Origin of the sequence: Pseudomonas fildesensis (genome assembly GCF_001050345.1) — a bacterium.
Taxonomy (GTDB): domain Bacteria; phylum Pseudomonadota; class Gammaproteobacteria; order Pseudomonadales; family Pseudomonadaceae; genus Aquipseudomonas; species Aquipseudomonas fildesensis.
Window position 1 is genome coordinate 92,777 of the sequence record NZ_LFMW01000021.1, and the last position, 23,607, is coordinate 116,383.

30 protein-coding genes and 1 pseudogene are annotated in these 23,607 nt (G+C 60.1%); 9 read left to right on the forward strand and 22 right to left on the reverse strand.

The genetic code is table 11. The annotated features are described in order from the left end of the window. Positions 1 to 40 precede the first annotated feature (40 nt). The 7 genes and pseudogenes from ACR52_RS24670 to ACR52_RS24700 all read right to left on the reverse strand — a co-directional run bounded on the left by ACR52_RS24670 (position 41) and on the right by ACR52_RS24700 (position 4,828). Positions 41 to 334 carry a hypothetical protein gene (locus tag ACR52_RS24670; protein ID WP_048730415.1) on the reverse strand — a complete coding sequence of 98 codons (294 nt, stop codon included), beginning with the start codon at positions 332 to 334 and terminating at the stop codon, positions 41 to 43. Between the two features lie 318 nt (positions 335 to 652). After that, positions 653 to 1,264, reverse strand: a complete 612-nt coding sequence (locus tag ACR52_RS24675) for a LysE family transporter (protein ID WP_048730417.1) — start codon at positions 1,262 to 1,264, stop codon at positions 653 to 655. Between the two features lie 30 nt (positions 1,265 to 1,294). Continuing rightward, a pseudogene (locus ACR52_RS24680) lies at positions 1,295 to 1,936 on the reverse strand (AraC family ligand binding domain-containing protein); the annotation flags it as partial. A 50-nt stretch (positions 1,937 to 1,986) separates the two neighbouring features. Then, positions 1,987 to 2,673 (reverse strand): arsenical resistance protein ArsH, encoded by a 687-nt coding sequence (gene arsH, locus ACR52_RS24685; RefSeq protein ID WP_048730420.1) that lies wholly within the window; start codon positions 2,671 to 2,673, stop codon positions 1,987 to 1,989. Positions 2,674 to 2,685: 12 nt separating this feature from the next. Then, positions 2,686 to 3,156, reverse strand: a complete 471-nt coding sequence (locus tag ACR52_RS24690; RefSeq protein ID WP_048730421.1) for an arsenate reductase ArsC — start codon at positions 3,154 to 3,156, stop codon at positions 2,686 to 2,688. 12 nt (positions 3,157 to 3,168) lie between these two features. Next, positions 3,169 to 4,452 carry an arsenic transporter gene (locus tag ACR52_RS24695; RefSeq protein ID WP_048730423.1) on the reverse strand — a complete coding sequence of 428 codons (1,284 nt, stop codon included), beginning with the start codon at positions 4,450 to 4,452 and terminating at the stop codon, positions 3,169 to 3,171. A 19-nt stretch (positions 4,453 to 4,471) separates the two neighbouring features. After that, positions 4,472 to 4,828 (reverse strand): metalloregulator ArsR/SmtB family transcription factor, encoded by a 357-nt coding sequence (locus ACR52_RS24700; RefSeq protein WP_048730425.1) that lies wholly within the window; start codon positions 4,826 to 4,828, stop codon positions 4,472 to 4,474. Positions 4,829 to 5,005: 177 nt separating this feature from the next. On the opposite strand from ACR52_RS24700, the gene ACR52_RS24705 reads away from it, so the two are divergent. The 3 genes from ACR52_RS24705 to ACR52_RS24715 all read left to right on the forward strand — a co-directional run bounded on the left by ACR52_RS24705 (position 5,006) and on the right by ACR52_RS24715 (position 6,296). Next, positions 5,006 to 5,221: a hypothetical protein gene (locus ACR52_RS24705; protein WP_025856028.1), complete on the forward strand. Its 216-nt coding sequence runs from the start codon at positions 5,006 to 5,008 to the stop codon at positions 5,219 to 5,221. 71 nt (positions 5,222 to 5,292) lie between these two features. Continuing rightward, positions 5,293 to 5,988 carry an AzlC family ABC transporter permease gene (locus tag ACR52_RS24710; protein WP_048730428.1) on the forward strand — a complete coding sequence of 232 codons (696 nt, stop codon included), beginning with the start codon at positions 5,293 to 5,295 and terminating at the stop codon, positions 5,986 to 5,988. After that, complete coding sequence (locus tag ACR52_RS24715) at positions 5,985 to 6,296, forward strand: AzlD domain-containing protein (protein ID WP_048730430.1); 312 nt, start codon at positions 5,985 to 5,987, stop codon at positions 6,294 to 6,296. Before ACR52_RS24710 ends, ACR52_RS24715 begins: the two co-directional genes overlap by 4 nt. Positions 6,297 to 6,483: 187 nt before the next feature. On the opposite strand, the gene ACR52_RS24720 is transcribed toward ACR52_RS24715, so the two are convergent. Beyond that, complete coding sequence (locus ACR52_RS24720) at positions 6,484 to 6,741, reverse strand: hypothetical protein (protein ID WP_048730431.1); 258 nt, start codon at positions 6,739 to 6,741, stop codon at positions 6,484 to 6,486. Positions 6,742 to 6,851: 110 nt separating this feature from the next. Here ACR52_RS24720 and ACR52_RS24725 point away from each other — a divergent pair, with 110 nt between their 5' ends. Continuing rightward, the gene (locus ACR52_RS24725; protein ID WP_048730434.1) at positions 6,852 to 7,205 is read left to right on the forward strand and encodes a hypothetical protein; all 354 of its coding nucleotides are present in this window, start codon (positions 6,852 to 6,854) and stop codon (positions 7,203 to 7,205) included. A gap of 146 nt (positions 7,206 to 7,351) precedes the next feature. Here ACR52_RS24725 and ACR52_RS24730 read toward each other — a convergent pair whose 3' ends face one another. The 11 genes from ACR52_RS24730 to ACR52_RS24775 all read right to left on the reverse strand — a co-directional run bounded on the left by ACR52_RS24730 (position 7,352) and on the right by ACR52_RS24775 (position 17,268). Continuing rightward, on the reverse strand, positions 7,352 to 8,056 hold the full coding sequence (locus ACR52_RS24730; protein ID WP_048730436.1) for a YoaK family protein: 705 nt from the start codon (positions 8,054 to 8,056) through the stop codon (positions 7,352 to 7,354). Between the two features lie 69 nt (positions 8,057 to 8,125). After that, entirely contained in the window at positions 8,126 to 9,748 is a 1,623-nt protein-coding gene (locus ACR52_RS24735; protein WP_048730439.1) for an ABC-F family ATP-binding cassette domain-containing protein, read from the reverse strand. A gap of 124 nt (positions 9,749 to 9,872) precedes the next feature. Further along, entirely contained in the window at positions 9,873 to 10,922 is a 1,050-nt protein-coding gene (locus tag ACR52_RS24740; protein ID WP_048730440.1) for a DNA topoisomerase IB, read from the reverse strand. Between the two features lie 78 nt (positions 10,923 to 11,000). Then, positions 11,001 to 12,086, reverse strand: coding sequence for a molybdenum ABC transporter ATP-binding protein (gene modC / locus ACR52_RS24745; protein WP_408003351.1), 1,086 nt, complete (start codon positions 12,084 to 12,086; stop codon positions 11,001 to 11,003). Next, the gene (gene modB / locus ACR52_RS24750) at positions 12,086 to 12,766 is read right to left on the reverse strand and encodes a molybdate ABC transporter permease subunit (RefSeq protein WP_048730442.1); all 681 of its coding nucleotides are present in this window, start codon (positions 12,764 to 12,766) and stop codon (positions 12,086 to 12,088) included. Before modB ends, modC begins: the two co-directional genes overlap by 1 nt. Continuing rightward, positions 12,767 to 13,519, reverse strand: coding sequence for a molybdate ABC transporter substrate-binding protein (gene modA, locus ACR52_RS24755; RefSeq protein ID WP_048730443.1), 753 nt, complete (start codon positions 13,517 to 13,519; stop codon positions 12,767 to 12,769). A gap of 287 nt (positions 13,520 to 13,806) precedes the next feature. Next, positions 13,807 to 14,865 carry an NAD(P)H-dependent flavin oxidoreductase gene (locus ACR52_RS24760; RefSeq protein WP_048730445.1) on the reverse strand — a complete coding sequence of 353 codons (1,059 nt, stop codon included), beginning with the start codon at positions 14,863 to 14,865 and terminating at the stop codon, positions 13,807 to 13,809. Positions 14,866 to 14,983: 118 nt separating this feature from the next. Further along, the gene (ada, locus tag ACR52_RS24765; protein ID WP_048730447.1) at positions 14,984 to 16,030 is read right to left on the reverse strand and encodes a bifunctional DNA-binding transcriptional regulator/O6-methylguanine-DNA methyltransferase Ada; all 1,047 of its coding nucleotides are present in this window, start codon (positions 16,028 to 16,030) and stop codon (positions 14,984 to 14,986) included. Positions 16,031 to 16,105: 75 nt separating this feature from the next. After that, the gene (gene alkB / locus ACR52_RS24770; protein ID WP_048730449.1) at positions 16,106 to 16,771 is read right to left on the reverse strand and encodes a DNA oxidative demethylase AlkB; all 666 of its coding nucleotides are present in this window, start codon (positions 16,769 to 16,771) and stop codon (positions 16,106 to 16,108) included. A 3-nt stretch (positions 16,772 to 16,774) separates the two neighbouring features. Next, positions 16,775 to 16,939: a hypothetical protein gene (locus ACR52_RS31025; protein ID WP_173439337.1), complete on the reverse strand. Its 165-nt coding sequence runs from the start codon at positions 16,937 to 16,939 to the stop codon at positions 16,775 to 16,777. A 26-nt stretch (positions 16,940 to 16,965) separates the two neighbouring features. Beyond that, positions 16,966 to 17,268, reverse strand: coding sequence for a DUF1883 domain-containing protein (locus ACR52_RS24775; RefSeq protein ID WP_048730451.1), 303 nt, complete (start codon positions 17,266 to 17,268; stop codon positions 16,966 to 16,968). Positions 17,269 to 17,479: 211 nt separating this feature from the next. Here ACR52_RS24775 and ACR52_RS24780 point away from each other — a divergent pair, with 211 nt between their 5' ends. Further along, on the forward strand, positions 17,480 to 17,830 hold the full coding sequence (locus ACR52_RS24780; RefSeq protein ID WP_048730452.1) for a hypothetical protein: 351 nt from the start codon (positions 17,480 to 17,482) through the stop codon (positions 17,828 to 17,830). Positions 17,831 to 17,907: 77 nt separating this feature from the next. Further along, on the forward strand, positions 17,908 to 18,138 hold the full coding sequence (locus ACR52_RS24785) for a hypothetical protein (RefSeq protein ID WP_048730454.1): 231 nt from the start codon (positions 17,908 to 17,910) through the stop codon (positions 18,136 to 18,138). Between the two features lie 11 nt (positions 18,139 to 18,149). Here ACR52_RS24785 and ACR52_RS24790 read toward each other — a convergent pair whose 3' ends face one another. Together ACR52_RS24790 and ACR52_RS24795 are read right to left on the reverse strand one after the other, a co-directional pair. Next, complete coding sequence (locus ACR52_RS24790) at positions 18,150 to 18,431, reverse strand: hypothetical protein (RefSeq protein WP_048730457.1); 282 nt, start codon at positions 18,429 to 18,431, stop codon at positions 18,150 to 18,152. Positions 18,432 to 18,574: 143 nt separating this feature from the next. Beyond that, entirely contained in the window at positions 18,575 to 18,760 is a 186-nt protein-coding gene (locus tag ACR52_RS24795) for a hypothetical protein (protein WP_048730459.1), read from the reverse strand. Between the two features lie 310 nt (positions 18,761 to 19,070). Here ACR52_RS24795 and galU point away from each other — a divergent pair, with 310 nt between their 5' ends. Together galU and gorA are read left to right on the forward strand one after the other, a co-directional pair. Continuing rightward, the gene (galU, locus tag ACR52_RS24800; RefSeq protein WP_003212579.1) at positions 19,071 to 19,910 is read left to right on the forward strand and encodes a UTP--glucose-1-phosphate uridylyltransferase GalU; all 840 of its coding nucleotides are present in this window, start codon (positions 19,071 to 19,073) and stop codon (positions 19,908 to 19,910) included. Positions 19,911 to 20,028: 118 nt separating this feature from the next. Beyond that, on the forward strand, positions 20,029 to 21,387 hold the full coding sequence (gorA, locus tag ACR52_RS24805; RefSeq protein ID WP_048730462.1) for a glutathione-disulfide reductase: 1,359 nt from the start codon (positions 20,029 to 20,031) through the stop codon (positions 21,385 to 21,387). Here gorA and ACR52_RS24810 read toward each other — a convergent pair whose 3' ends face one another. Then, a complete protein-coding gene (locus tag ACR52_RS24810) occupies positions 21,388 to 22,395 on the reverse strand; it encodes a DNA-binding protein (RefSeq protein WP_048730463.1) in 1,008 nt (335 codons plus the stop codon). Positions 22,396 to 22,564: 169 nt separating this feature from the next. On the opposite strand from ACR52_RS24810, the gene ACR52_RS24815 reads away from it, so the two are divergent. Further along, entirely contained in the window at positions 22,565 to 23,497 is a 933-nt protein-coding gene (locus ACR52_RS24815) for a site-specific integrase (protein WP_048730465.1), read from the forward strand. Positions 23,498 to 23,607 lie beyond the last annotated feature (110 nt).

Consider the following 23,607-nt stretch of genomic DNA (forward strand, 5'->3'; position numbering starts at 1 on the left):
CTCCAGAACATCAATAAGGAAGTTGCTGTTTCCAGCCGGGTTAAGCGGCGCGAGCGCTCACGTAAAGACCGAGCAACAGGCTAGCTTGCGCCAGGCTGGAAACCTTCGGTCTCTGTGGGTCTTGCGTGTCGGTGTGATCCCAGTGCTGCTGCAGTTGGCCAGTGGTTGGGCAAATACGCCAGTGCGCCAGCGGGTGAGCCGGGCGCACTTGAGGGGAGGGTGTGGCAAAGGCCACGCGGGCAGGGGAAAAGCCTGCGGGCTCGCGGCACAGCTTGGCGCGCAGGGCTGCGGCCAGTGTACGTACATCGGGCAAAGCAAGGAGTTGGAAGGTCATAACACACCTCGGGACCGGACGGGCGACCGGCGAGGCAGTTACGGTGGAGCATCAAGCTCTAGCGCAGCTTACCGGACCTGGAAGGCGAGTCCTGTCATATTCTGGGTTTGTTGCCCGACGCCCGCAGAGGCGGTGCTCGGACAGCGACTAGATACTGTGTCCATTGGCTTCTTTTGTGAGGTTTAAAAAAGGCCCCAGTTGCGGGCAGGGGCAATCTACTTAGGCAGTTACAAAATGTCAACGCATGATTAATTAAAATCTTTGTTGTTCAGAGTTTATTCAGGCAAGAGGCACTCCCGAGTTGCCGGATATATAAGTTCATATGCCAAGGGCTGCGAGTATCGCCAGATAGATCAACACCAAACCGCAGAGCGCATAACTGATGCGCTGCCAGGTCGGTGACGCGTTCTGGCGTAACAGGTTCACCAGCGCTGCAATCAGAAAGCACGACAGCACAGAGGCCAACATGAACCCGGCAAAAAACATCAGCGTCTGCCCGTGGCTGGGCGTGGCGCCGACGATGCCGGATAAAGCGCTACCCAACGCGCCCCAATAAACAATGTTTTTCGGGTTGGCCAGGGAAATTGCCGCGCCCACCGCCAACGCGTTTTGCCGGGAGCTCGCGGGTGCGTCGCCTGGCTCGGGCAAGCGCCAGGCGTCGATCAGGCTGCGCACACCCAGCCAAGCCAGGTACAGCGCACACGCGATGGTCAGCGGCACGCGCACGGCGTCATGCTGGATCAGCAGGGCGATGCCGGTGAGGCCGATCACAGCCCATACAGCATCGCCCACCAGCGAGCCTATCTGCACCAGCAGGGCCGGGGTGAAACCGTGGAGCAAGCCACGGCGCAGGGTCTCCGCCAGCACGGCGCCGGGAGACAGGCAAAACACAAAACCGAATACCAGTGCGTAAAAAAAGATCGTCAGCATACCCGCGCTCCTTTAAATGATGACGGGCAGTGTGCGTAGTTGCATGGCCCATTGCCTGGGGCTCAGCCCGGTCTCCTTCTGGAAAGCGCGTAGCAGGTGAAATTTGGACAGCCCCAGCTGATCGCCGAGGTGGTCCAGGGGCAGCGACTCATGCAGGTGCGCGGCGAGCAATTCCTGGGCGCGGGTGATCATGTGTTTGCCGGTGGTTGTACTGGCGGGCAGGCGCACACCACTGAGCTTGACCACTTCAGCCAACAGCAGCACCAACGCTTCTTCATACCGCTCACGAACCAGGGCATCGCTGCTCAAGGCGCCTTTCACCGCATCTGCCAGGCGCTGCGCGAGGTCGGGTTGAAAGCACTGCGAACGGTCAAACTCCAGGTGCACCAGCCCCAGGTCAGCGGCCAACTGATCTGCCGTGGCGTACAGGCTGACAAACTGCCAGGGCGCGCCATCTGCTGCACCGCCGCCCTGAATCTGCCCGGGGTGGTACACAGTAATGCTGCCCGGCCCGGCGTCGAACTCGCGGCGGTCCAGCCAGACCTTTTCCTCGCCGACCAGGTTCGCGCCGATCACGCATTCGTCATGGCTGTGGCGGGCAAAGGTCAGGCCGGTGCAAGTGGTGGAGCTGACTTCATAATTGCCCAACCAGGCGTGTTGCATGACGCTCATCGATTCGGCTCGGTGAAAGGTTGGGCAAGAGCATACGCCGCCAGAGGGGCTCAGATCGACCGTTGATTGACCCGCTGCGACAGCTCATCGGCGCTTTCCTTGCGTTCCGAGTAACGGTCCACCAGGTCCGGGCGCTCACGCAGCAGCAGGGTGAATTTCACCAACTCCTCCATCACATCCACGACGCGGTCGTAGAGGGCCGAAGGCTTCATGCGGTCCGTTTCGTCGAACTCCATGAACGCCTTGGGCACCGACGATTGATTGGGGATGGTGAACATGCGCATCCAGCGCCCCAACACGCGAAGCTGGTTGACGGTGTTGAAGGATTGGGAACCGCCGGACACTTGCATCACCGCCAACGTCTTGCCTTGGGTCGGGCGTACGGCACCGAGCGCCAGCGGCACCCAGTCGAGCTGCGCCTTGAACACCGCCGACATCGAGCCATGTCGCTCAGGCGAGCACCACACCTGGCCTTCGGACCATTGCATCAGCTCCAACAGCTCCTGGACCTTGGGATGGTCGTTTGGCGCGTCGTCAGGCAGCGGCAAGCCGGACGGGTTGAATATCCGCGTGTCGGCGCCGAAGTGGCGTAGCAGGCGCGCGGCTTCTTCCACCAGCAGGCGGCTGAACGAACGGGCGCGTGTGGAGCCGTAGAGCAGCAGGATGCGCGGCGGATGCGCCGGCCCGGTATGCAAGGGTGTTGAAAGGAGGGTGTCGAGATTTGGCAGGGTGGTCATTGCATTCTCCGGCTACAACACGGCGATACGGTCGAGTTCAGCCTTCAGTTCAGCAGGGCTGAGGTCGGCAAAGGGCAGGGCGAAAAACGCCCGACAGCGGCTTTTAATGGTTTCCAGCGTGGCGTTGAAAGCGGCTTCAACGCTCGCCTCGTCGCCTTGTATTTCAGACGGATCTTCCAGCCCCCAATGCGCCTTCGTCGCGGGCCCGAAATACACTGGGCAGGCTTCGCCGGCGGCCTTGTCGCACACCGTGATCACCAGATCCGGCGGGTTGCCTTCAAAGGCGTCATTGCCCTTGCTGTACAAGCCCTCGGTGCTGATACCGGCAGCCTGCAACGTGCTCAAGCTACGGGGCAACACCTGGCCCTTGGGGAAACTGCCGGAGCTGATCGCTATGAAACCCTCGGGCGCCAGGTGGTTGAACACCGCTTCGGACAAAATGCTGCGGCAGCTGTTGGCGGTACACATGAACAGGACTTTCATCACAGGGCTCCTTCAGAGCGTCAGGCGCAAGGCGAGGGCGGCGAGGGTGACCAGCAGCACCGGCAAGGTCAGTACGATCCCGACCTTGAAGTAGTAACCCCAGGTGATGGTGATGCCTTTGCGCGCCAGGATATGCAGCCACAGCAAGGTGGCGAGGCTGCCGATAGGGGTGATTTTCGGGCCCAGGTCGCTGCCGATCACGTTGGCGTAGATCATTGCGTCCTTGACCACGCCCACGGCATGGCTGGACTCGATCGACAGCGCGCCGATCAACACGGTCGGCAGGTTGTTCATCGCCGAGGACAGCAAGGCCGTCAGCACACCGGTGCCCATGGTCGCGCCCCACACGCCGTAGGTGGCAAAGGTGTCGAGCCAGGTTGCCAGGTAAGTGGTGAGGCCGGCGTTACGCAGGCCGTAGACCACCAGGTACATGCCTAGGGAAAAGATCACGATCTGCCAGGGGGCTTCCTTCAGCACTTTACGCGTGGAAATCGTGTGACCTTTGGCAGCGATCACCAGCAGGAGCACGGCGCATACCGCAGAAATCGCGCTGATGGGAATGCCCAGGGGTTCCAGGGCAAAACAGCCGATCAGCAGGATGCCCAGCACCCACCAGCCGGCGCGAAAGGTCGCGCGGTCGTGGATCGCACTGGCGGGGTCCGCCAGGTCGGCCGGGTCGTAGGTCTGCGGAATATCACGGCGGAAAAACCACAGCAACACCGCCAGCGTGGCGGCGACGCTGACGAAGTTCACCGGGACCATGACGGCGGCGTATTCGTTGAAGCCAATCTTGAAGTAGTCCGCCGAAACGATGTTCACCAGGTTCGACACCACCAGCGGCAGGCTCGCCGTGTCAGCGATAAACCCCGCGCCCATGACGAACGCCAGGGTTGCCGCCGGGGAAAAGCGCAGGGCCAGCAGCATCGACATCACGATAGGCGTGAGGATCAGCGCCGCGCCGTCGTTTGCAAACAGCGCCGACACCAACGCCCCCAGCAATACCATATAGGCAAACAGGCGGCGGCCGCGCCCACGCCCCCAGCGCGCCACATGCAGCGCGGTCCAGGCGAAGAACCCCGCTTCATCGAGCAACAGGCTGATGATGATGAGCGCGACAAAGGTGCCGGTGGCGTTCCAGATGATGTGCCATACCACCGGGATGTCCGCGAGGCTGATCACGCCGCAGGCCAGGGCCAGTATCGCGCCCATCGTGGCGCTCCAGCCGACGCCCAGGCCCTTGGGCTGCCAAATGACCAGCACAAGCGTGAAGATAAAAATCGCTATGGCGACAAGCATGAATAAACGCTCCGATGGTTCAGCAGCAGGCGCTGGCCCGTTGTGGTCTGTCGCCCATGGCCTCAAGACGCTGCGCATCGCTGTGTAACCAGGGCTGATTGGCTTGCAGGGTGGTGTCCAGCACCTGAGTTACCCAGTCGGGCAGTGTCGGATTGATGCGGTAGTAGATCCATTGCCCCTGACGGCGATCCAGCAGCAACCCGCAACCGCGCAGTTGCGCGAGATGTCGGGATATTTTCGGCTGGCTGTCGTCCAGAGCATGGATCAGCTCGCACACGCAAAGTTCGCCTTCGCGCAGGATCAATAACGTCAGACGCGCCCGGGTGGCATCGGCGAGGCATTTGAACAGGGTGGGAGGAGAGAAGAGGTCTGACATGGCCAGGGCCTTTGTATATATGGTTATTCGAATATACGTATTTCCATATGTTTAGGTCAAACGCTGTTTCGATTGATGTGGATCAATCTCCGTGAAATCCGCCACAAGTGATTGAAATTAAAATGAAACATGAATGTCCTAAAGTGCCTACCCATCGCTGATGAAGGAAGAACCCGCGTGACCCGTGCCACTCGCAACCTGCGCAAGACCCTGGATTCCGTCGCGGAAAATAATGAAACCGCGGCGTTTGACCTGATGCGCGCCGTCGAAAAACTCGGCGATGAGGTGCTGCGCCAGCGCTTGCTCAACACCATTCACCGGCTCAACCAAGACGCCCACGAACTGCGTGAAGCGCGGGACTCGGTGGAGCAGGTGTCGGTCCGGCTCGCCTGAGCAATATCGTTCAAGACAGCCCGCTGAAAACGCTGTCATGCTTGTCGACTGTCTGTCGATGAGCCGTTTCCATGTCTACTGCCTTGCCTCATTACGCGTTCGCCCGTGGCGCGATTGCTGTTATTCCGTTATCCCTGGCTTGTGCGCCGTGGGGGCTGCTCGCCGGTTCCATGGCCATCGATGCGCAATTCACCCCGCTGCAAGCCCAGGGCCTGTCCGCCATCGTGTTTGCCGGTGCCGCGCAGTTGGTGGCAATTGGGATGGTCAAGAGTGGCGCGAGCCTGATTTCGATTGTGCTGACCACGTTGCTGCTGACCTCCCAGCATTTGCTCTACGGCATGCACCTGCGCCCGATTGTGTCGCCACTCAACGCCCGCTGGCGCATGAGCCTAGGGTTTCTGTTGACCGACGAATTCTTCGCGCTGGTCAGCCACTATGACCGTGAGACCTTCAATCGCTGGTACGCCCTGGGCGTCGGCCTGACGTTCTATATCATCTGGAACCTGTTCACCCTGGCCGGCATCGTGCTGGGCAGCAGCATTCCGGGCCTGGACCAACTGGGCCTGGAATTTTCCATCGCCGCGACCTTTATCGCACTGATCACTCCGGTGGTGCGGGATATTCCAACGGTGGTCTGCGTGGCGGTGTCGTTGCTGTTTTCGGTGTGGCTGAGCTTCCTGCACTGGGAGTCGGCGGTGGTGGTGTCGGGCGTATTGGGGATGAGCGCAGGGTTTGCCTGCAAACGACTGGGAGTGGGGCAGCGATGATCTACATCATGATTGTGGCCATGGGCCTGGCGGTCTTTCTCAACCGCTACCTGTTTCTCGAACCGCGCCTGCCGGTGCGGCTCAATCGTGGCGCGCGGGAGTTTCTCGGTTTTGCCGTGCCGGGCATGCTCACGGCGATTTGCGGACCGATTATTTTCCTCACCGACCACCAGCTCAACCTGAGCCCGGCCAACCCTTATCTGCTGGCGGCTATCTGTGCGGTGGCGTTGATGTACTGGACGCGTAATGTATTGCTCACCGTGCTGTTGAGCATGGCGTTGTTCTACCTGTTTCGCTGGTGGCTCTGATCGTTTTACTGCCGACGATGATCGTCAACGGTTATGCGGGCACCAGGATAAACACAGCGCCTGTACATTTTTCGCCAGCAAACCGGGGGCGAAAAAAAGCCCGCGGGAGGGCGGGCAGAAGGGAGACTTCTAAAAATGAGCCTGGCCAGTATCGGTGGCCGGTCCTCCCTTCACAGTGAAACTAAATTCATTCTGCAGCAGGTGCCGGCTTCTTTTTGGCTTTCGCCTCGGCCGCCAGGCATTCCAGCGCAAACTGTTCGGTGTAGGTCATCTGGATTGGCGTGCTTTCGCCTTTCACCGTGCGCTCGCCATCAAGGATGTAGCGAATCCGCTTGTCGGTGACGCCGATACGCTTGGCGATCCACGAAGGTGTCTGGCCGATGCGGCTAACCAGCTTGTCGGCGTAGTCGGTGGACGGGTTGTAGCGTTCGGCGTTGGGTGTCATCGGTTTTCCAGGTAGAAGCGAGCTCGTAAGTAGGCGACAGGGTGACGTAATAATCCTTGAGTGTCGCCTGCTAATGGTAGAGTCGCGTTTTTTTCCAAGGAGGCGATGGCATGCGCAAAGTAGTAATTGGCGCGTTGGTACTGGCTGCACTGGCGGGTTGCGCCGGTTCGAAAATGAAAGAAGCACGCTCCGGCACCCCCTACAAAACCCTGGCGTCGGACAAAACCCCGCTGTTGGTCGCCCAATGCATCCAGTTCGGCTGGCAGGATGAAGCGGTGTTTGGCGTTGACGCGGGCGGCTTCAAGGAGCCGGCAGAGGCGGGCGGCTTTACGGTTTACACCACCGGTGGCGACTACTTTGTCGACGTCCGCACGGCGGGTGCCGGCTCGACGGTGAATTACTACGCGGCCGAAGACACTATGCCTGCCAAGCGACGTCTTGCCGCACTCGCGACCTGCCTGTAATCCATTGCCTTAGTGTTTTTAGGAAATGCCCGGCGGGACAGGCGTCGGACATTGCCTTATGATTCACCCGGCTCGCTCGACGTGATGGCTCTTTACCAGTACACGGACGTCGAGGCCAAGACGTCGGGCGAGCCTCTATTTCTTCTTCAGCGTGGCATGTAACCCAGGTGCCAGCGCCGCGGAATCTTCAGCGATACCAGCCCCAACAATGCCGCCAATGCACCGCTGACCAGCAGCGCACGCAAGCCCATCTGGTGCTCCAGCATCGCGCCGATCACCGCGCCGACAAACATCCCTGCCCACGGGATCAGTTGTACGCGCCAGCCTTGGCGACGCTCGCCCAATATCCAGCGCCCCAGCCCACGGCCAAAGCGTGACAGCGCGCCCGTTACGTACGTAAGCCCTACCGGCAATCCGTTCACTTCCTCGACCGCTGCGTTAAGCATGCCCATGGCCACAATCGCCGCCAACAACGCCGGTAGCTTATCGGCAAAAGGCCACAGGGCGGCGGCGAACAGCAAGGCGGCGATGCACAACAGCAACGGCAGCGCATGGCGCCGACTGAAGCGGCTGACCACCACACCCAAGGCATTGCCGACAATAAAAGTCGCGACCAGCAACAGCAGGCGCCCGGTCAGGCCGAGGTCGCCTTCGCTGATCGCCACCGCCAGGCGCGTGGTGTTGCCGCTCATGAACGAGACAAAGTCGCCGCTGGCCATAAAACCGATCGCATCGGTCATGCCCGCCAGCACCGAAAGACTCGCTACCAGCATCAAGCCGACACGGCCACGCCACCGGTGTCGATGGGCGAGTACGGCATTGGTGTAAGGTTTTTGCGACGACGGCAGCATGGGGCCGAGTTCCTCGGTGAGATTATCCGGCCACTACCGTAGGACGCTTTGATTACCGGCGCAATGACCTCAGACACATTCCAGGCACCAACCTTCGTTTTGCCAGGCCAATCGGTGCGTTGGCGTGATCGCCTCTAGAAACGCCTCGTCGTGGGACACCGCTACAATTGCCCCGGTAAAACCTTTCAACGCCTGCTCGAACGCGACCACCGACTCGAGGTCCAGGTGATTGGTGGGCTCGTCCAGAAGCAACAATTGCGCGGGGCTATCGCGCCACAACGCAATCGCCATCGCGGCTTTCAAGCGCTCGCCACCACTGAGCTGCCCCGCCGGTTGCGTGACTCGCAGCGCATCCAGTTGCAGCAAGGCCAGGCGCGTACGCAGTTCGGCTTCGGCCAGCGGCGTGTCGAGCAGGTTGAGCTGTTCGACGATGGAACGGTGGTCATCCAGCCATTCCAGATGCTGATCGATGTACGCGCTGGGCACATGCACCGTGCATTCTCCGCTGACGGGCTGCCATTGGCCGGCGAGCAGCTTGAGCAAGGTGGATTTACCGCAACCGTTCGGCCCCGTGACAGCAACACGCACGGGGCCTGCCAGGCTCAGCGTGAGTAATTGAGGGCCCAGCCACGGTAGCTGTGCATCAAGCAAGGTCAACACTTGACGGCTATTGGGCAGCGCCGAACCCGGCAATGCCAGCACGGTAGGCGTCTCATCCGCTACCCGTTCGTAGGCGTGGCGCACCTGTGTATCCAACTGGTTTTTTTGCGCGTGATGAGCACTGCGCACCGTGCTGACGATTTGTTTGGCGGCGCTTTTCCAGCGGGCCTTGGTAAACCGATCGACGTTAGCGGTTTGTGCCTCTTTGTTCGAGCGGGCGGCTTTGCGTTGCAGGCTGTCATGGTCTTTTTGCAGGCGCCGACGCGCGCGACTGCGCTCCAGGCGGGCGTGCTCCCAGCTGGCGATGGCGGCCTGCTGCTGAGTATCGCGCTGTTGGCGATAGGCATCGTAGTTGCCGCCATACACCTGCGCGCCGAGGGGCGACAGTTCGACGATGCGGCCCATCGTATTTAGCAGCTGCCGATCATGGCTGACCACCACCAGGCCGCCGCGCCAGTTGCGCAGCACCCGCAGCAGCCAGTCGCGACCGGTGCTGTCGAGGTGATTGCTCGGCTCGTCGAGGATCAACAGATCCGGCATCGCCAACAACGCACCGATCACTGCAACCCTGGCCAGTTGGCCGCCGCTGAGTTGATCGGTCGGCGTATCAAGGCTGAGCGCTTCCAGGCCCGCCGCATCCAATGAAGTCCGCAAGCGTTCGGCCAAGTCCCAACGATCGTCGATCAGTTCCGGGTCATCGTCACGCGCTTCGCCCCGGGCCATGCGTTCAAGGGCCGCCAGGGCGCGGGCGGCTCCGCTGATATCGGCGACAGTGTCTCCAGGTTGAACGGCCAGGGTTTGCGGGACGTACGCCACGCTGGCCGAAGCCTTCAACGTACCGGAGGAGGGTGTGAGCACCCCGGCGATCAACTTCGCCAGAATACTTTTACCCCGTCCATTGCGGCCGACAATCCCGGTGGGGGTGTGGTCGATGGAAAGGTTCACGTCCTCCAACAAGGTTTCGCCATTGGCGAACTGGAAGGACAGGTGTTGCAGGGAAATAAGTGCGGGCAGCCGGTTGACGTCAGTCATCAGCACCTCCAAAAAAATGTCGAACAGGCCAACAAGCGCGCCAGGCGGCTTGTTGCAGATACATTTTGGAAGGCTTAGTTGTTCACGTCGGCGGTCGTCCCGGGAGTCAGAAGGGAGGCGAAGGCTAACCCGCCTTGGCGGTCTTCGGCAAGTCAGCGGCCAGTTGCTCGAGGAACATGGCGAGGGCGGCTTCCTCGGCTTTCAGGCCCTTGCGCATCCGGGGCTTGGGCAGCTTTGATAATTCACCGAGGCTGAAATGCTCCAGTACCGCCGGGTGGATGTAGCACTTGCGGCACACCGCTGGCGTGTTGCCGAGTTGCTTGGCGACGTCCTTGACCATCGCCACCACATGGCGTTTTGCATCGGACTCAGGCTGCCACTCCAGTTCACGCAGCACCGCCAGCGCCATGGCAGTGCCGGCCCAGGTGCGGTAATCCTTGGCGGTGAAGTCGGCACCGGTGAGGTTGTGCAGGTAGGCGTTGACGTCAGAGGAGCTGACGGTATGCCGCTCACCGTCTTCGTCCAGGTACTGGAACAGGTTTTGCCCCGGCAACTCCAGGCAGCGTTTGACAACGCTGGCCAGGCGTCGGTCCTTGACGCTGATCTGGTGTTCGACACCACTTTTGCCGCGAAACTGAAACTTGATTTCGCTGCCCTTGATATCGACATGGCGCGTGCGCAGGGTAGTCAGCCCGAAGGATTTGTTGTCACGGGCGTACTGGGTGTTGCCGACCCGGATCAACGTGGCATCCAGCAGCATCACCACCGTGGCCAAGACCTTTTCGCGGGTGAAGCCAGGCTCGGCGATTTGCGCTTCCAGTTGTTTGCGCAGCTTGGGCAAGGCGTCGCCAAACGCCTGTAGCCGCGCGTATTTGTCGGTGTCGCGCACCTCGCGCCAGCGCGCGTGATAGCGGTACTGCTTGCGCCCACGGGCATCGCGGCCGGTGGCTTGCAAGTGGCCGCGCGGGTCGGCGCAGATCCACACGTCGGTGTAGGCGGGCGGCACAGCCAGGGCATTCAGGCGCTTGATCTCATCGGCATCGGTGATGCGCACGCCCTTGTGATCGAAATACTGGAACTTGCCGCGCAGGGTTTTACGGCGGATGCCAGGTTCTGTGTCGTCAACGTAATGCAGGTCGCGGGGCAGGTCGGCAAGCAGCGCGGAGTCGGGCATGGTGCAAATTCCTTGGCAACGGATCAGGCCGGTATGTCTGATTGACCGCAGCCTTTTGCGGTCGTGCCAAATGCTTTCTTACGCCAATACGGCAACCGCCTTGATCTGTGCCCACAGTGTCTGGCTGGGGTGCACCTGCAACTGATCGCGGGAGAAGCGTGTGATGCGCGCCAGCAATGGCGTGCCGCCGGCGTCCAGGCGCACCAGCACATGGGCGCTGTTGTCCGCTGAAATCTCCTGGGTGACCGTCACCGGCAGGCGGTTGAGGATGCTGCTGTGTTCTTCCGCTTGCAGGCTGAGGCTCACGTCTCGCGCCTGAACCTTGATGCGCAGTTGCTTGCCCACTGCCAGCGGCGCATGGGCGACACGCATGTGCAAGGCGCTGCCAGGCAGTTGCAGGGTGAGCAATTGATAGTGGTCGTCGTAGGCGCTGACGGTGCCGTTGATTACCACGCCGGCGTCGTCACCGCGTGCCAGGGGCAAATCCAGCCGCGCGAGGGTTTCACCGATGGGGCCGCTGGCCAGCGCCTTGCCGTCGCTGAGCAACACAATGTGATCGGCCAGCCGAGCGACTTCGTCCTGGGCGTGGCTGACGTAGAGCACCGGGATATCCAGTTCGTCGTGCAGGCGTTCCAGGTACGGCAGGATCTCGCTTTTGCGTTTGCTGTCGAGGGCCGCCAGCGGTTCATCCATCAACAGCAACTGGGGACTGGTGAGCAGCGCACGGGCGATGCCGATGCGCTGGCGTTCACCGCCGGACAGGTGCTGGGGATGACGGTCGAGCAAATGCCCGATGCCCAGTAACTCAGTGGCCTGGGCCATATCGACGCGGCGCGCCTGGCGTGGAATGCGCTTGAGGCCGAACTCCAGGTTAGCTCGCACCGACAAGTGTGCAAACAGGCTGGCCTCCTGGAACACATAACCCAGCGCGCGTTTGTGCGGTGGCACGAACAGCCCGTTACGGCTGTCTTGCCAGACTTCACCGTTGATCTGGATGAACCCATCCTCGGCCCGCTCCAGCCCCGCAATACACCGCAGGCAGGTGGTCTTGCCGGACCCGGAATGCCCGTACAGCGCCGTCACGCCACGGCCGGGCAGGTGCAAGTCCACCTCCAGCGCAAAGCTGGAATAGTTGAGTTGCAGGCGTACATCAATCATCGACATCAGCTCCAGCCCACCTTGGTTTTACGGCTGGAGTAGAGCGCCAGCAACACGAGGAACGCGAACACCACCATGGCGCCGGCCAGCCAGTGGGCCTGGGCATATTCCATGGCTTCGACGTGGTCGTAGATCTGCACCGAGACCACGCGGGTCTTGTCGGGGATGTTGCCGCCGATCATCAGCACCACGCCGAACTCACCGACGGTATGGGCGAAACCGAGAATGGAGGCGGTGATAAACCCCGGGCGCGCCAGGGGCAGGATCACCGTGAAAAACGTGTCCCAGGGATTGGCGCGCAATGTCGCGGCCACCTCCAGCGGGCGTGTGCCGATGGCGGAGAAGGCGTTTTGCAACGGCTGCACCACAAACGGCATGGAATAGATCACCGAGCCGATGACCAGCCCGGCGAAACTGAAGGTCAGGGTGCCCAAGCCCAGCCATTGGGTGAACTGGCCGAAGTAGCCATGGGGGCCCATGGTCAACAACAGGTAGAAGCCGATCACCGTGGGTGGCAGCACCAACGGCAGGGCGACGATTGCGCCAATGGGGCCGCGCCACCACGAGCGGGTGCGCGACAGCCACAGGGCAATCGGAGTGCCGATGACCAGCAGGATCACTGTGGTCAGTGACGCCAGTTTGATGGTCAACCAGATAGCGGAAAAATCGGCACTCGATAGCGGCATTTAGAGCTCGTAACCGTAGGACTTGATAACGGCAGCGGCTTTTGGACCTTTCAGGTACTCAACCAGCGCCTTGGCAGCGGCGCTGTCTTTGCCCTTGTTGAGGATCACCGCATCCTGTTTGATCGGGTCATGCAGGGAGGAGGGAACGATCCATGCCGAACCACGGGTGACTTTGCCGTCTTTGTAGATCTGCGACAAGGCCACGAAGCCCAACTCGGCGTTGCCGGTGGAGACGAACTGATAGGCCTGGGTGATGTTCTGGCCTTCAACGAGCTTGTCCTTGACCTTCTCGGTCAGACCTTCCTTGGCCAGCACCTGGGTTGCTGCCAGGCCGTAAGGCGCGGCTTTCGGGTTGGCGATGGAGAGGTGCTTGAATTCATTTTTCTTGAGGACGTCGCCTTTCGCGTCGACGTAACCTTCCTTCGCCGACCACAGCGCCAAGGTGCCCACGGCATAGGTGAAGCGCGATCCCTTGACGGTGTCGCCTTCGCTCTCGAGTTTTTGCGGGGTGGTGTCGTCGGCGCTCAGGAATACTTCGAACGGCGCGCCGTTCTTGATCTGGGTGTAGAACTGGCCGGTGGCGCCGTAGGCTGCTACCAGCTTGTGGCCGGTGTCTTTCTCGAAATCAGCGGCAATTGCCTGGATCGGCGCGGTGAAGTTGGCGGCCACGGCCACTTGGACTTCATCGGCGTGGGCCGAGCCGAACGTGAAGGCGGCGACCAGGACGGCCAAGCGTGAGGCGCGAATCATCATGAAGCAGCTCCTTGGGAATGTACGGCATTTTATAGGTGAAAGGCTTAACCGCTATGTATGGGAATATATAGCGGTTGGCCATTGCCGGTACAGTGCAAAGTTGCCGCAGTGGCTAATACCGATCAGTTAAGGGCGAGCGCTGTAACTGTGGCGAGGGAGCTTGCTCCCGTTGGGCCGCGAAGCGCCCCCAAAGATGGGACTGCTACGCAGTCCAACGGGAGCAAGGTCCCTCGCCACAAGTACAGTGCGCCCCCTTAACTGATCGGCATTAGCCGCAGAGACCGCTTCTATTTGAGTTTCGCCAGGGTGTGCTCCACCAGTTCGCGGGTCAGGTCGTAGGTGCCGATGTCTTTGCCCAGTCGCAGGGCCTGGCCCGACCAGAGGTTGCTGAACCCCGCCTCATCCTTGGCCTTGAGCGGCATCAACGCACCGCCGGACTTCGGGAACGCCGGTGCGGCAGGATTAATCGCGCCCAATTCACGCATCACGCGGTTGACGATGCCGCGCGCCGGGCGGCCGGTAAACAGGTTGGTCAGGGCTGTTTGACTGGCTTGGGCGTGGCGCAGCGCATGGTGGTGGGACGGGGTTACGTTGGCTTCGGGCGTAAACAGATAGGCGGTGCCAATTTGGACGGCTGAAGCGCCCAGAGCGAATGCGGCGACAATACCGCGCGCATCACCAATACCGCCCGCGGCAATCACCGGCACGCTTACGGCATCGACAATTTGCGGCAACAATGCCATCAGACCGATCTGGGTATTGAGGTCGTCGCTGAGAAACAAGCCACGGTGCCCGCCAGCCTCAATGCCCATGGCGATGATTGCATCGCAGCCATGCTGTTCCAGCCAAATGGCTTCCTCCACGGTAGTGGCTGATGACAGCACCTTGGCGCCCGTGGCTTTTACCCGGTCGAGCAGGGCTTTTTCCGGCAGGCCAAAGTGAAAACTCACCACCTCGGGGCGGAACTCTTCGACCACCTGGCAAGCGGCGTCGTTGAAGGGGGCGCGGTTGGATACGGGGGTTGGCGCATCAAAGTCAGCGCCGAGTTCACGGTAGTACGGTTCCAGCAGAGCCTTCCATTTACGGTCGCGCTCGTCGTCGGCCTCTGGCGGCTGATGGCAAAAGAAGTTCACGTTGATCGGCCGCGTGCTTGCCTGGCGGATCGTGGTCAGGGCATCGCGCAGTTGCTCGATGCTCAGGGCCGCGGCGGGCATCGAGCCCAGCGCGCCCGCTTTATTGGCGGCGATGACCATGGCGGTGGTGGTGCCGACGGCCATGGGCGCCTGGATGATGGGCACTTCAATGCCCAGCAGGTCGAGGATTCGGGTGTCTGGCCAGGTGCTCAAGGGATGCGTCTCCAGCGTTAGTAGGGCGTTTCGCTGTTTTAGCAGGCCCCTTGGCGCCCGGCCAGTCTGTTTTATTCACTGGACGAAACTGGTGTTTCGTGAGCAGGCGCAAGCCGATTCAGGTCTTGCTCTCGCGTTCCAACAGTTGCCGCTTGCGCTCCACACCCCAGCGGTAGCCGGACACGTCGCCGTTACTGCGCACCACGCGATGGCAAGGAATCGCGACCGCCAGGCTGTTGGCGCCACACGCCTGGGCCACCGCACGAAAGGATGTGGGGGCGCCGATACGCTGGGCGATCTGCGCATAGCTGGCGGTGCTGCCCACCGGAATGTCGCGCAAGGCTTGCCATACGCGTTCTTGAAACGCCGTGCCGCGCAGGTCCAGCGGTAAATCGAGGCCCAGGGCGGGCGCTTCAATAAAACCCACCACTTGGGCAATCAGCTGCTCAAAGGTGTGGTCCGCCCCCAGCAGATCGGCCTTGGGGAATTGGTCCTGAAGGTCGCGGACCAATTTATCCGGATCGTCCCCCAGCAGAATCGCGCACACGCCACGGTGACTTTGCGCTACAAGAATCGCCCCCAGCGAACATTGACCCACCGCAAAGTGGATCTGGTTATGGGAACCGCCGGCTTTGTATTCGCTGGGTGTCATGCCCAGTAGCTGATTCGCTGACTCATAAAATCGGCTGTTGGAGTTGAAGCCGGCGTCGTAGAGCGCCTGAGTCACTGAGCGCTGATCCTTGAGCCCGTCGCGCATTTTGCGCGACCGATGGGCGCCGGCGTAACCCTTGGGGGTGAGGCCGGTGACTGATTTGAATACCCGATGGAAATGGAAGGGGCTCAACCCGGCCTGCTGGGCGAGGTCTTTGAGGCTGGGCGGTGTTTCGGCGAGTTCGATCTGCCGGCAGGCGCTGGCGACCAGTTGGGCGTGGTGCGCCGCGAGTTGAGTCTGGTCACCCGCGGCACGTTTGCTCGGGCGATAACCTGCAGCCTCGGCTAGTTGCGGCGTATCAAAGAACTCGACGTTCTCCGGGCGAGGCAAACGCGAAGCGCTGCTGGGGCGGCAGTACACGCCGGTGGTTTTCACCCCGTAGACGAACAGCACATCGGCTTTCGGGTCGCGAGCGAGAATGGCGGTCCAGCGGGGGTCTTGTTCGTTGATCATGGCCTGCACTCTTGACGGGTCAGGGCCAGATTAGTCGTGTGGCGCCGGCCTGGCACTCTGAAGCTTGCGGTCGAATTAGCCGGCGGTGCGAAACGTCAGGTTGATGCGCTGCGGCCCCATGATCGGATGCACGCCTTCCTTGACGGGCATCACGCCGTGAAAACGCAGGCGATCGACACCGCCCCAGACCACCACGTCGCCATGGAATAACGAGACTTTTTGCGTCTTGTCGCTCCTCTCATGGCCGCCAAACAGGAAGATCGCCGGCAGCCCCAACGACACGGATACCACGGGGGCTGAATAGCAACGCTCGTTCTTGTCCTGATGCAGCGACATCCTGGCACCTGGCACATAGCGGTTGATCAGGCAGGCGTCGGGCGCGAAGCCGCTAAACCCTGCTTCAGTTGCAGCCTGAACGGCCAGTTGCCGCAAGGCGTCCGGCAGGGCGGGCCAGGGTTGCTGGTTGCGTGGGTCAATGGCGGTGTAGCGGTAACCCGTAGCGTCGGTGGACCAACCCAGTTCACCACAACTGCTCAACGCTGCCGACATGGTAAAACCACCGGGCGTGACCATTTGCCGAAACGGCGACTGAGCCAGCACGCGACGCAGTTCTGGCAGAAGGCACTCAATCCAGGGCAGGGCATAGCCCCTTAGTAGGTAGGACTGTTCGCCAATCTGCTCGCGTTTCTGCGGTTGTTGCAGCGCATCGTCGGCGAACAGGTCGGCGGTCGGGCCGGCCATGGCTTACAGCGCCTTGCTCACATTGATGCCGGTGATTTCGTCGCTGGCATCGTGAATTTTCGCAAGGGCTTGCTTGGCTTCTTCGACGCTGCCGCTTTGCAGTTGCGCAAATTCAAAGCGGCGTTCGCCGTTGAGCTTGTATTTGATGACGTATTTGGTAGTGGTCACAGCTTTATTCCTGTCGAGTGTCCGTATCAGCTCAGCTTGGTGCTGGTGCGGCGAACGATGCGAATCTTGTGGGACAAGGCCGGCGTACGGGTGACGCTGATGGCGCGGCGTGTCACGACGTCCAGGGTGATGTTCCAGAAGCCGGTGCTGGGCGCGGTGATTTTGGCGGGAAACTTGTCGAACGCGCCGCCGTGGTAAGTATGGCGACCGCCATTTTTGAAGCTGCGAAAGTTGGCGTCGCTCATCAGGCGAATGTTGCAGGTCTGCGAGCATTCGATAACAACGATGTCTCCTTCGTTGAGGTGCTCGCGCTGGTGAATGAATTTCATGGGGTGTCTCCAGAAGGGCTTTTTCTGAAAAATCAGAACGATACGTAGGTTAAGATGGAGTTTATCAGCCCCAGCGCGTTTATTATCGGGCCGTCGTCGACGACTTCGACAATTTAAAACAGTTATTTACCGAGTTATCAGAGATAAATCCTACTTTGGCGGGAGAAATTTACCATCCCGGCTGTCGTAGGATCTTTATCGGAGGTTTTGTATGAAGTGGAGCGTGTTGGTTCTGGCCTTGGCGATAGGTGGGTGTGCTTCGGTTGCAGATATCAAGCAGACCCCGCCAACATTGGCGGTCATTTCAGGGAAAAAGCCGCAGGAATATGCAGCCTGTGTAGTACGTAAATTGTCCACCACACGCCGTCCGCCGCAGATCGAGCCACATAAGGAAGGTGTGCAGGTGATTGTGCCGCAGAAATTTTCGGCTGACCCGTCGGCAATCTTCGAGATTGAAGATCGCTCCAGTGGCAGCAGCATCAAGCTCTACGAGAGCATGTCCAATGTGCCTATTCGCCCGGGCGATATCAAGAAAGCCGGCGAAGATTGCATTTCCGGCTGAACCGTCCAGCCCCATGAATCCGATACAAGAAGCCTGACCTGCGGCCGCAGTGTCAGGCTTGTTTGGAAAAAACCATCATGAAACGTGAACACGTCAAAGCCCGCCACGCCGAAGGCCAGATCTCGGCGACCCATGTCATCCAGAACCCCGCCGACCCCGGCGAGTGGATTGTATTCTTCAAAAAAAGCGGCGGACGCAGCTTTTTCCTGGTCGATGATCAGGATGAAGTGGAGTCGTTCGAGCGTCTGGACGACCTGATCGAGACCATTCGCGGCCTCGGCATCAAGTTTGCCGAAATTCACATGTAGGCGGGTATCGCCTACTTGCAGACCACTACGACGCTGCGGCCCTTGAAGTTGCCCACGTCCTTGCCCAATGTCTTGTCATCTTCACTCAGTGCCGGCGTGCCTTCGGTGCCGACGATGCGATAACCGGTGCCGGCGCAGGAATCGTCTGCCTTCTCGTAGCAGCTGGCCCAGGAGTTGGCCTCGCCTGAGCAGTCGATGGTCAGGCCTTGCTCGCCGTTTTTGAGGTAGACGTCAGAGGTGGTGGTGCAGCCGGTAAGCGCCAGTACCGCAGTCAGTGCCAGAATTTTGTTCATGTGGGGTCGTCGTCGAGGGTGTTGAAGGGGAGCGCTGACACTGTCGTGGGGCGTTTGCGGAAGATTATAGCGATCTGCCACCTAGGTACAGACAAACACAAAAAAGCCCCGTTCAACGGGGCGTTTTGCGCAGGCTTTGTTGCTTACTTCGTTTTCGGACGTTTGCTTGACGCGTGGCCAGCTTCATCGACGAATACTTCGGCAACCGCAGTGGCTTGACTCTCGGTCGCGAATACCCCCGCGACGCTGTCGCCGTGGAAGTTGATCAAGTGCCAGCCGTCCGCTCGCTTTGTGATCAGGTAGCCGTTTACGCCTTTTGGTTCTGACATCTATTAACAATCTCGTGGTCTGGTTCAAGGCCGTAATGATAGCGCCAAATGCCGCAGGCCCGCCCAAGTTATTCCATGTCAGTGTCCTGGGTCGAAAAGCGTGCTAAAAGGGTTACAGCCCGTTTAAACACTGAGGCGCAGGCAGATATTGCAATGCCGGTGAGGGTGCTTGTCGGAAAATAAGCGGAACTTACGCCGACATTTTTTCTCTATGTTGACATCGCAACGCCAGCAGGACCCATTGTAAGGCGACTGCGGCCTGATTAGACTGCGCCGAATTCCGTACGCACAGCCCTTTGTAAGGACTCATATGATCAAGAAATGCTTGTTCCCAGCAGCCGGTTACGGCACTCGCTTCTTGCCAGCGACCAAGGCCATGCCCAAAGAGATGCTGCCGGTGGTGAACAAGCCACTGATTCAGTACGGCGTCGAAGAGGCACTGGATGCCGGTCTGAACGAAATCTCTATCGTCACCGGTCGTGGTAAGCGCGCGCTGGAAGACCACTTCGATATCAGCTACGAGCTGGAAAACCAGATCAAGGGCACCGACAAGGAAAAATACCTGGTCGGCATCCGTAAATTGCTCGACGAGTGCTCGTTCTCCTACACCCGTCAAACCCAGATGAAAGGCCTCGGCCACGCCATCCTGACCGGTCGCCCGCTGATCGGTGACGAACCGTTCGCCGTAGTACTGGCGGATGACCTGTGTGTGAACCTGGAAGGTGACGGCGTACTGACCCAAATGGTCAAGCTGTACCAGAAATACCGTTGCACCATCGTTGCGGTCCAAGAAGTTGATCCTCAAGAGACCAACAAGTACGGCGTGATCGCTGGTGATGATATCGGTGATGGCCTGATTCGCGTGCGTGACATGGTTGAGAAACCAGCACCGGAAGATGCTCCTTCGAACCTGGCAATCATTGGTCGTTACATCCTGACCCCGGACATCTTCAAGCTGATCGAAGAAACCGAGCCAGGCAAGGGCGGCGAGATCCAGATTACCGATGCCCTGTTGAAGCAGGCCAAAGACGGTTGCGTGATCGCGTACAAGTTCAAGGGTCGTCGTTTTGACTGCGGTGGCGCCGAAGGCTACATCGAAGCGACCAACTTCTGCTACGAGCACTTCTACAAGACTGGCAAGGCTTACTGATTCACGGTTGCCCGTCTGCTTTAAAGAGCGAAAGCTAGAGAAAGCCACCTACGGGTGGCTTTTTCGTTTTTCAGCCCCATCTAAGTCGGTATGCTGATGTCCTGCCGAGGAGAGTGAAATGGCCTACGATTTTGACCTGTATGTAATTGGCGCCGGTTCTGGCGGTGTTCGCGCGGCGCGTTTTGCCGCAGGTTTTGGCGCCAGGGTGGGCGTAGCGGAAAGCCGCTATCTGGGCGGCACCTGCGTTAACGTCGGCTGCGTACCGAAGAAGCTGTTGGTGTACGGCGCGCATTTTGCCGAAGACTTCGAGCAGGCCAGTGGCTTTGGCTGGTCCCTGGGTGAGGCGAACTTTGATTGGGCGACGCTGATTGCCAACAAGGACCGCGAAATCAACCGCCTCAATGGCATCTATCGCAACCTGCTGGTCAACAGCGGCGTGACCCTGCATGAAGGGCACGCACGACTGGTCGATCCGCACCAGGTTGAAATCAATGGCGAGCGTTTCACTGCCAGGCACATCCTGATCGCCACCGGTGGCTGGCCACAGATCCCGGAGATTCCGGGGCGTGAACACGCGATTGGTTCTAACGAGGCGTTCTTCCTCAAAGAACTGCCCAAGCGCGTGCTGGTCGTGGGCGGCGGCTATATCGCTGTCGAGTTCGCCGGGATCTTCCATGGCTTGGGTGCGCAAACTTCCTTGCTGTATCGCGGCGACCTGTTCCTGCGTGGTTTCGACGGTTCAGTGCGCACGCATCTGAAGGAAGAGCTGACTAAACGCGGCCTGGATCTGCAATTCAATGCCGATATCGAACGAATCGACAAGCAGGCCGATGGCAGCCTCAAGGCCACCTTGAAAGACGGTCGGGTGCTGGAAGCTGATTGTGTGTTCTACGCCACGGGGCGGCGCCCGATGCTCGACAACCTGGGGCTGGAAAATACGGGCGTCAAACTCGACAAGCGTGGCTTCGTTGAGGTGGACGACCTGTACCAGACGGCTGAATCGTCGATCCTGGCCATTGGTGATGTGATCGGTCGCGTGCAACTGACACCGGTCGCCCTGGCTGAAGGCATGGCGGTGGCGCGTCGCCTGTTCAAACCTGAGCAATATCGCCCAGTGGATTACGCGATGATCCCGACGGCGGTGTTCAGCCTGCCGAACATCGGCACCGTCGGCCTTACGGAAGAAGAAGCGAAAGAAAAGGGCCACAAGGTCCAGATCTTTGAGAGCCGTTTCCGGCCGATGAAGCTGACGCTGACGGACTGCCAGGAGAAAACCCTGATGAAGCTGGTGGTCGACGCCGACTCCGACAAGGTGCTTGGCTGCCATATGGTTGGCCCGGACGCTGGCGAGATCGTGCAAGGCCTGGCGATCGCGCTCAAGGCGGGCGCGACCAAGCAGCATTTCGACGAGACTATCGGCGTGCATCCTACGGCGGCGGAAGAGTTCGTCACCATGCGCACGCCTGTGGCTGACTGATCAGGCGTCGGGTGTTGCCTCTGGCGCCGTTGCAACGACGGCGGCCAGGCGCAGCGCTTCAATGCTGGACTGGGCCTTGATCAGGTCCAGTTCCAACGCCTTGGCGGCCTGCTGATGTTCACTCAGCGCGGCCTGGCGTGACTGGATATCCAGCGCGGCAACCCGCAGGCGCTCCTGAAGCAGGGTGCGCTCGTTGTCGATCAGGGTGACCTGCTCATTCAGCTTGAGGTGCTGGGCCTGGTCCTTGCGGACTTGATCCTGCAGCGCGCTCAATTCCTTCGCCGTCACTCGATGTTCGATCAGTAACCGCTCATTGTCGCGATGCAGTTGGGTGATCTCATCCTGACGCACCATCGCGCTTTGCTGGGCCTGGCGCAGCTCCGCCTGCACCTGCTGCAACTGGCCTTCGTGGCGGCGCTGTTCCTGTTCGCGCTGCTCCTTGACCGCATTGCGGTAGTGCTCAAGGGCATCCCGCGCATGCAGGTGCTTGTCTTCCAGCGAACGAATCTGTTCGTCCTTGTCGTTAATCCTCAGTTCGTAATCGCTGCATGCCTGGCTGAGTCCGGCATTGCGGGTTTGCTCGGTCTGCAGGCTGGTGCTGGTGGTCACCAGGGCGGCGCTTTCTTCCGCGAGTGCGCAGGCCTGTATATCAAACTGCTGCTGAAGCTGGCTGTGTGCGCCTTCGAGTTGTTCTATTTGGCCGAGCAGGGCGGTTTTCTGTTGCTCGAATTGCGCCAGGGCCAGGTCGATAGGCTCTTGGGCTTTCTCTTTCAAGCGTTGCGCCAGCCGTGCAACCAGCTCTGCGAGTTCGTCGTCGATCGGCGCTTCGGTGATGGACAGCCGGGTTTCGCTCTCGTCCAGCTCCTTCAAGTACCGATGGATCGTGGTTTTTGAGCCGGTGTTGCCCATCTCGATGCGTACGGCATCGATGCTGGGGTTCTCGCCGCGGGCGAGGATCGCCAGGCGGGCCGTTTGAACGACTGCTTTGTTTATGCCACCGCGAGCCATGGGGTCTCCGTCGATTTAGTACTGTGGTACGTATTATGTATTTACATACTATATCACGAATAAAATTACGTTAAAAATCATGATTTAACAGATGGGATATTGGCGTATTATCCCGTGTCATAACCCTTTTAACCGCCAATGCACCTGTCACCAGTACGAAAAGGCCCCCATGAGCGACCTGGATCGTTATCTCAACGCCGCCACCCGCGATAACACGCGCCGCAGTTATCGGGCGGCCATCGAGCACTTTGAAGTCAGTTGGGGCGGGTTCCTGCCCGCGACCAGCGATGCGGTGGCGCGCTATCTGGTAGCGCATGCCGGTGTGCTGGCGGTGAATACCTTGAAGCTGCGGCTCTCGGCATTGGCGCAATGGCATACAAGCCAGGGGTTTCCCGACCCGACCAAGGCACCGGTGGTGCGCAAGGTGCTCAAGGGCATCCGCGCCGTGCACCCCGTACGGGAGAAGCAGGCCGAGCCGTTGCAGCTCAAGCATCTGGAGCAGGTAGTGGCGTTTCTTGAGACGGATGCGCTGCAGGCGAGCGCCACCCAGGACCCACCCCGATTGCTGCGTGCCAAGCGCGATACTGCGCTGATCCTGCTGGGGTTCTGGCGGGGCTTTCGTAGCGATGAGCTGTGCCGCCTGTCGATCGAGCATGTGCAGGCGGTGCCGGGCGCCGGAATTAGTCTGTACTTGCCGCGCAGTAAAAGTGACCGCGACAACCTCGGCAGGACCTACCAGACCCCGGCGTTGCTGCGACTATGCCCGGTGCAGGCCTACAGCGAATGGCTGAGCGCCTCGGCCCTGGTGCGCGGCCCGGTGTTTCGCGGTATCGACCGTTGGGGCAACCTGGGCGAGGAGGGGCTGCACCCCAACAGTGTGATCCCGCTGCTGCGCCAGGCGCTGGAGCGCGCCGGCATCCCCGCCGAGCAATACACCAGCCACTCCCTGCGCCGGGGCTTTGCCACTTGGGCCCATCGCAGCGGTTGGGACTTGAAGTCGTTGATGAGTTACGTCGGCTGGAACGACATGAAATCCGCCATGCGCTATGTTGAAGCAACACCCTTTCTCGGCATGACGCTGGCTACCCCAGCGCTGATTTAAGTTTTCTTCTATTAATACAGTCCGTTGATAGGCAAAACCAATCGTCAGCATCAGGTTTGCCAATGAGCCATCGACCGAAAGAGTGGTTAGGATTCACCCCATCAACTTCT

Excerpts from the sequence above, each read along its gene's own strand:
- ACR52_RS24720 (WP_048730431.1), bottom strand. The coding sequence starts at position 6,741 with ATGACACCCAACGCCGAACGCTACAACCCGTCCACCGACTACGCCGAC.
- ACR52_RS24795 (WP_048730459.1), bottom strand. The coding sequence starts at position 18,760 with ATGTCAGAACCAAAAGGCGTAAACGGCTACCTGATCACAAAGCGAGCG.
- ACR52_RS24735 (WP_048730439.1), bottom strand. The coding sequence starts at position 9,748 with ATGACTGACGTCAACCGGCTGCCCGCACTTATTTCCCTGCAACACCTG.
- gorA (WP_048730462.1), top strand. The coding sequence starts at position 20,029 with ATGGCCTACGATTTTGACCTGTATGTAATTGGCGCCGGTTCTGGCGGT.
- ACR52_RS24695 (WP_048730423.1), bottom strand. The coding sequence starts at position 4,452 with ATGCTTGTCGCCATAGCGATTTTTATCTTCACGCTTGTGCTGGTCATT.
- ACR52_RS24740 (WP_048730440.1), bottom strand. The coding sequence starts at position 10,922 with ATGCCCGACTCCGCGCTGCTTGCCGACCTGCCCCGCGACCTGCATTAC.
- ACR52_RS24670 (WP_048730415.1), bottom strand. The coding sequence starts at position 334 with ATGACCTTCCAACTCCTTGCTTTGCCCGATGTACGTACACTGGCCGCA.
- modA (WP_048730443.1), bottom strand. The coding sequence starts at position 13,519 with ATGATGATTCGCGCCTCACGCTTGGCCGTCCTGGTCGCCGCCTTCACG.
- ACR52_RS24700 (WP_048730425.1), bottom strand. The coding sequence starts at position 4,828 with ATGTCAGACCTCTTCTCTCCTCCCACCCTGTTCAAATGCCTCGCCGAT.
- ACR52_RS24730 (WP_048730436.1), bottom strand. The coding sequence starts at position 8,056 with ATGCTGCCGTCGTCGCAAAAACCTTACACCAATGCCGTACTCGCCCAT.
- arsH (WP_048730420.1), bottom strand. The coding sequence starts at position 2,673 with ATGACCACCCTGCCAAATCTCGACACCCTCCTTTCAACACCCTTGCAT.
- ACR52_RS24775 (WP_048730451.1), bottom strand. The coding sequence starts at position 17,268 with ATGAAATTCATTCACCAGCGCGAGCACCTCAACGAAGGAGACATCGTT.
- ACR52_RS24690 (WP_048730421.1), bottom strand. The coding sequence starts at position 3,156 with ATGAAAGTCCTGTTCATGTGTACCGCCAACAGCTGCCGCAGCATTTTG.
- ACR52_RS24815 (WP_048730465.1), top strand. The coding sequence starts at position 22,565 with ATGAGCGACCTGGATCGTTATCTCAACGCCGCCACCCGCGATAACACG.
- ACR52_RS24725 (WP_048730434.1), top strand. The coding sequence starts at position 6,852 with ATGCGCAAAGTAGTAATTGGCGCGTTGGTACTGGCTGCACTGGCGGGT.
- ACR52_RS24790 (WP_048730457.1), bottom strand. The coding sequence starts at position 18,431 with ATGAACAAAATTCTGGCACTGACTGCGGTACTGGCGCTTACCGGCTGC.
- alkB (WP_048730449.1), bottom strand. The coding sequence starts at position 16,771 with ATGGCCGGCCCGACCGCCGACCTGTTCGCCGACGATGCGCTGCAACAA.
- ACR52_RS24675 (WP_048730417.1), bottom strand. The coding sequence starts at position 1,264 with ATGCTGACGATCTTTTTTTACGCACTGGTATTCGGTTTTGTGTTTTGC.
- ACR52_RS24785 (WP_048730454.1), top strand. The coding sequence starts at position 17,908 with ATGAAACGTGAACACGTCAAAGCCCGCCACGCCGAAGGCCAGATCTCG.
- ACR52_RS24715 (WP_048730430.1), top strand. The coding sequence starts at position 5,985 with ATGATCTACATCATGATTGTGGCCATGGGCCTGGCGGTCTTTCTCAAC.
- ACR52_RS24780 (WP_048730452.1), top strand. The coding sequence starts at position 17,480 with ATGAAGTGGAGCGTGTTGGTTCTGGCCTTGGCGATAGGTGGGTGTGCT.
- modB (WP_048730442.1), bottom strand. The coding sequence starts at position 12,766 with ATGCCGCTATCGAGTGCCGATTTTTCCGCTATCTGGTTGACCATCAAA.
- ada (WP_048730447.1), bottom strand. The coding sequence starts at position 16,030 with ATGATCAACGAACAAGACCCCCGCTGGACCGCCATTCTCGCTCGCGAC.
- ACR52_RS24810 (WP_048730463.1), bottom strand. The coding sequence starts at position 22,395 with ATGGCTCGCGGTGGCATAAACAAAGCAGTCGTTCAAACGGCCCGCCTG.
- galU (WP_003212579.1), top strand. The coding sequence starts at position 19,071 with ATGATCAAGAAATGCTTGTTCCCAGCAGCCGGTTACGGCACTCGCTTC.
- ACR52_RS24710 (WP_048730428.1), top strand. The coding sequence starts at position 5,293 with ATGTCTACTGCCTTGCCTCATTACGCGTTCGCCCGTGGCGCGATTGCT.
- modC (WP_408003351.1), bottom strand. The coding sequence starts at position 12,086 with ATGTCGATGATTGATGTACGCCTGCAACTCAACTATTCCAGCTTTGCG.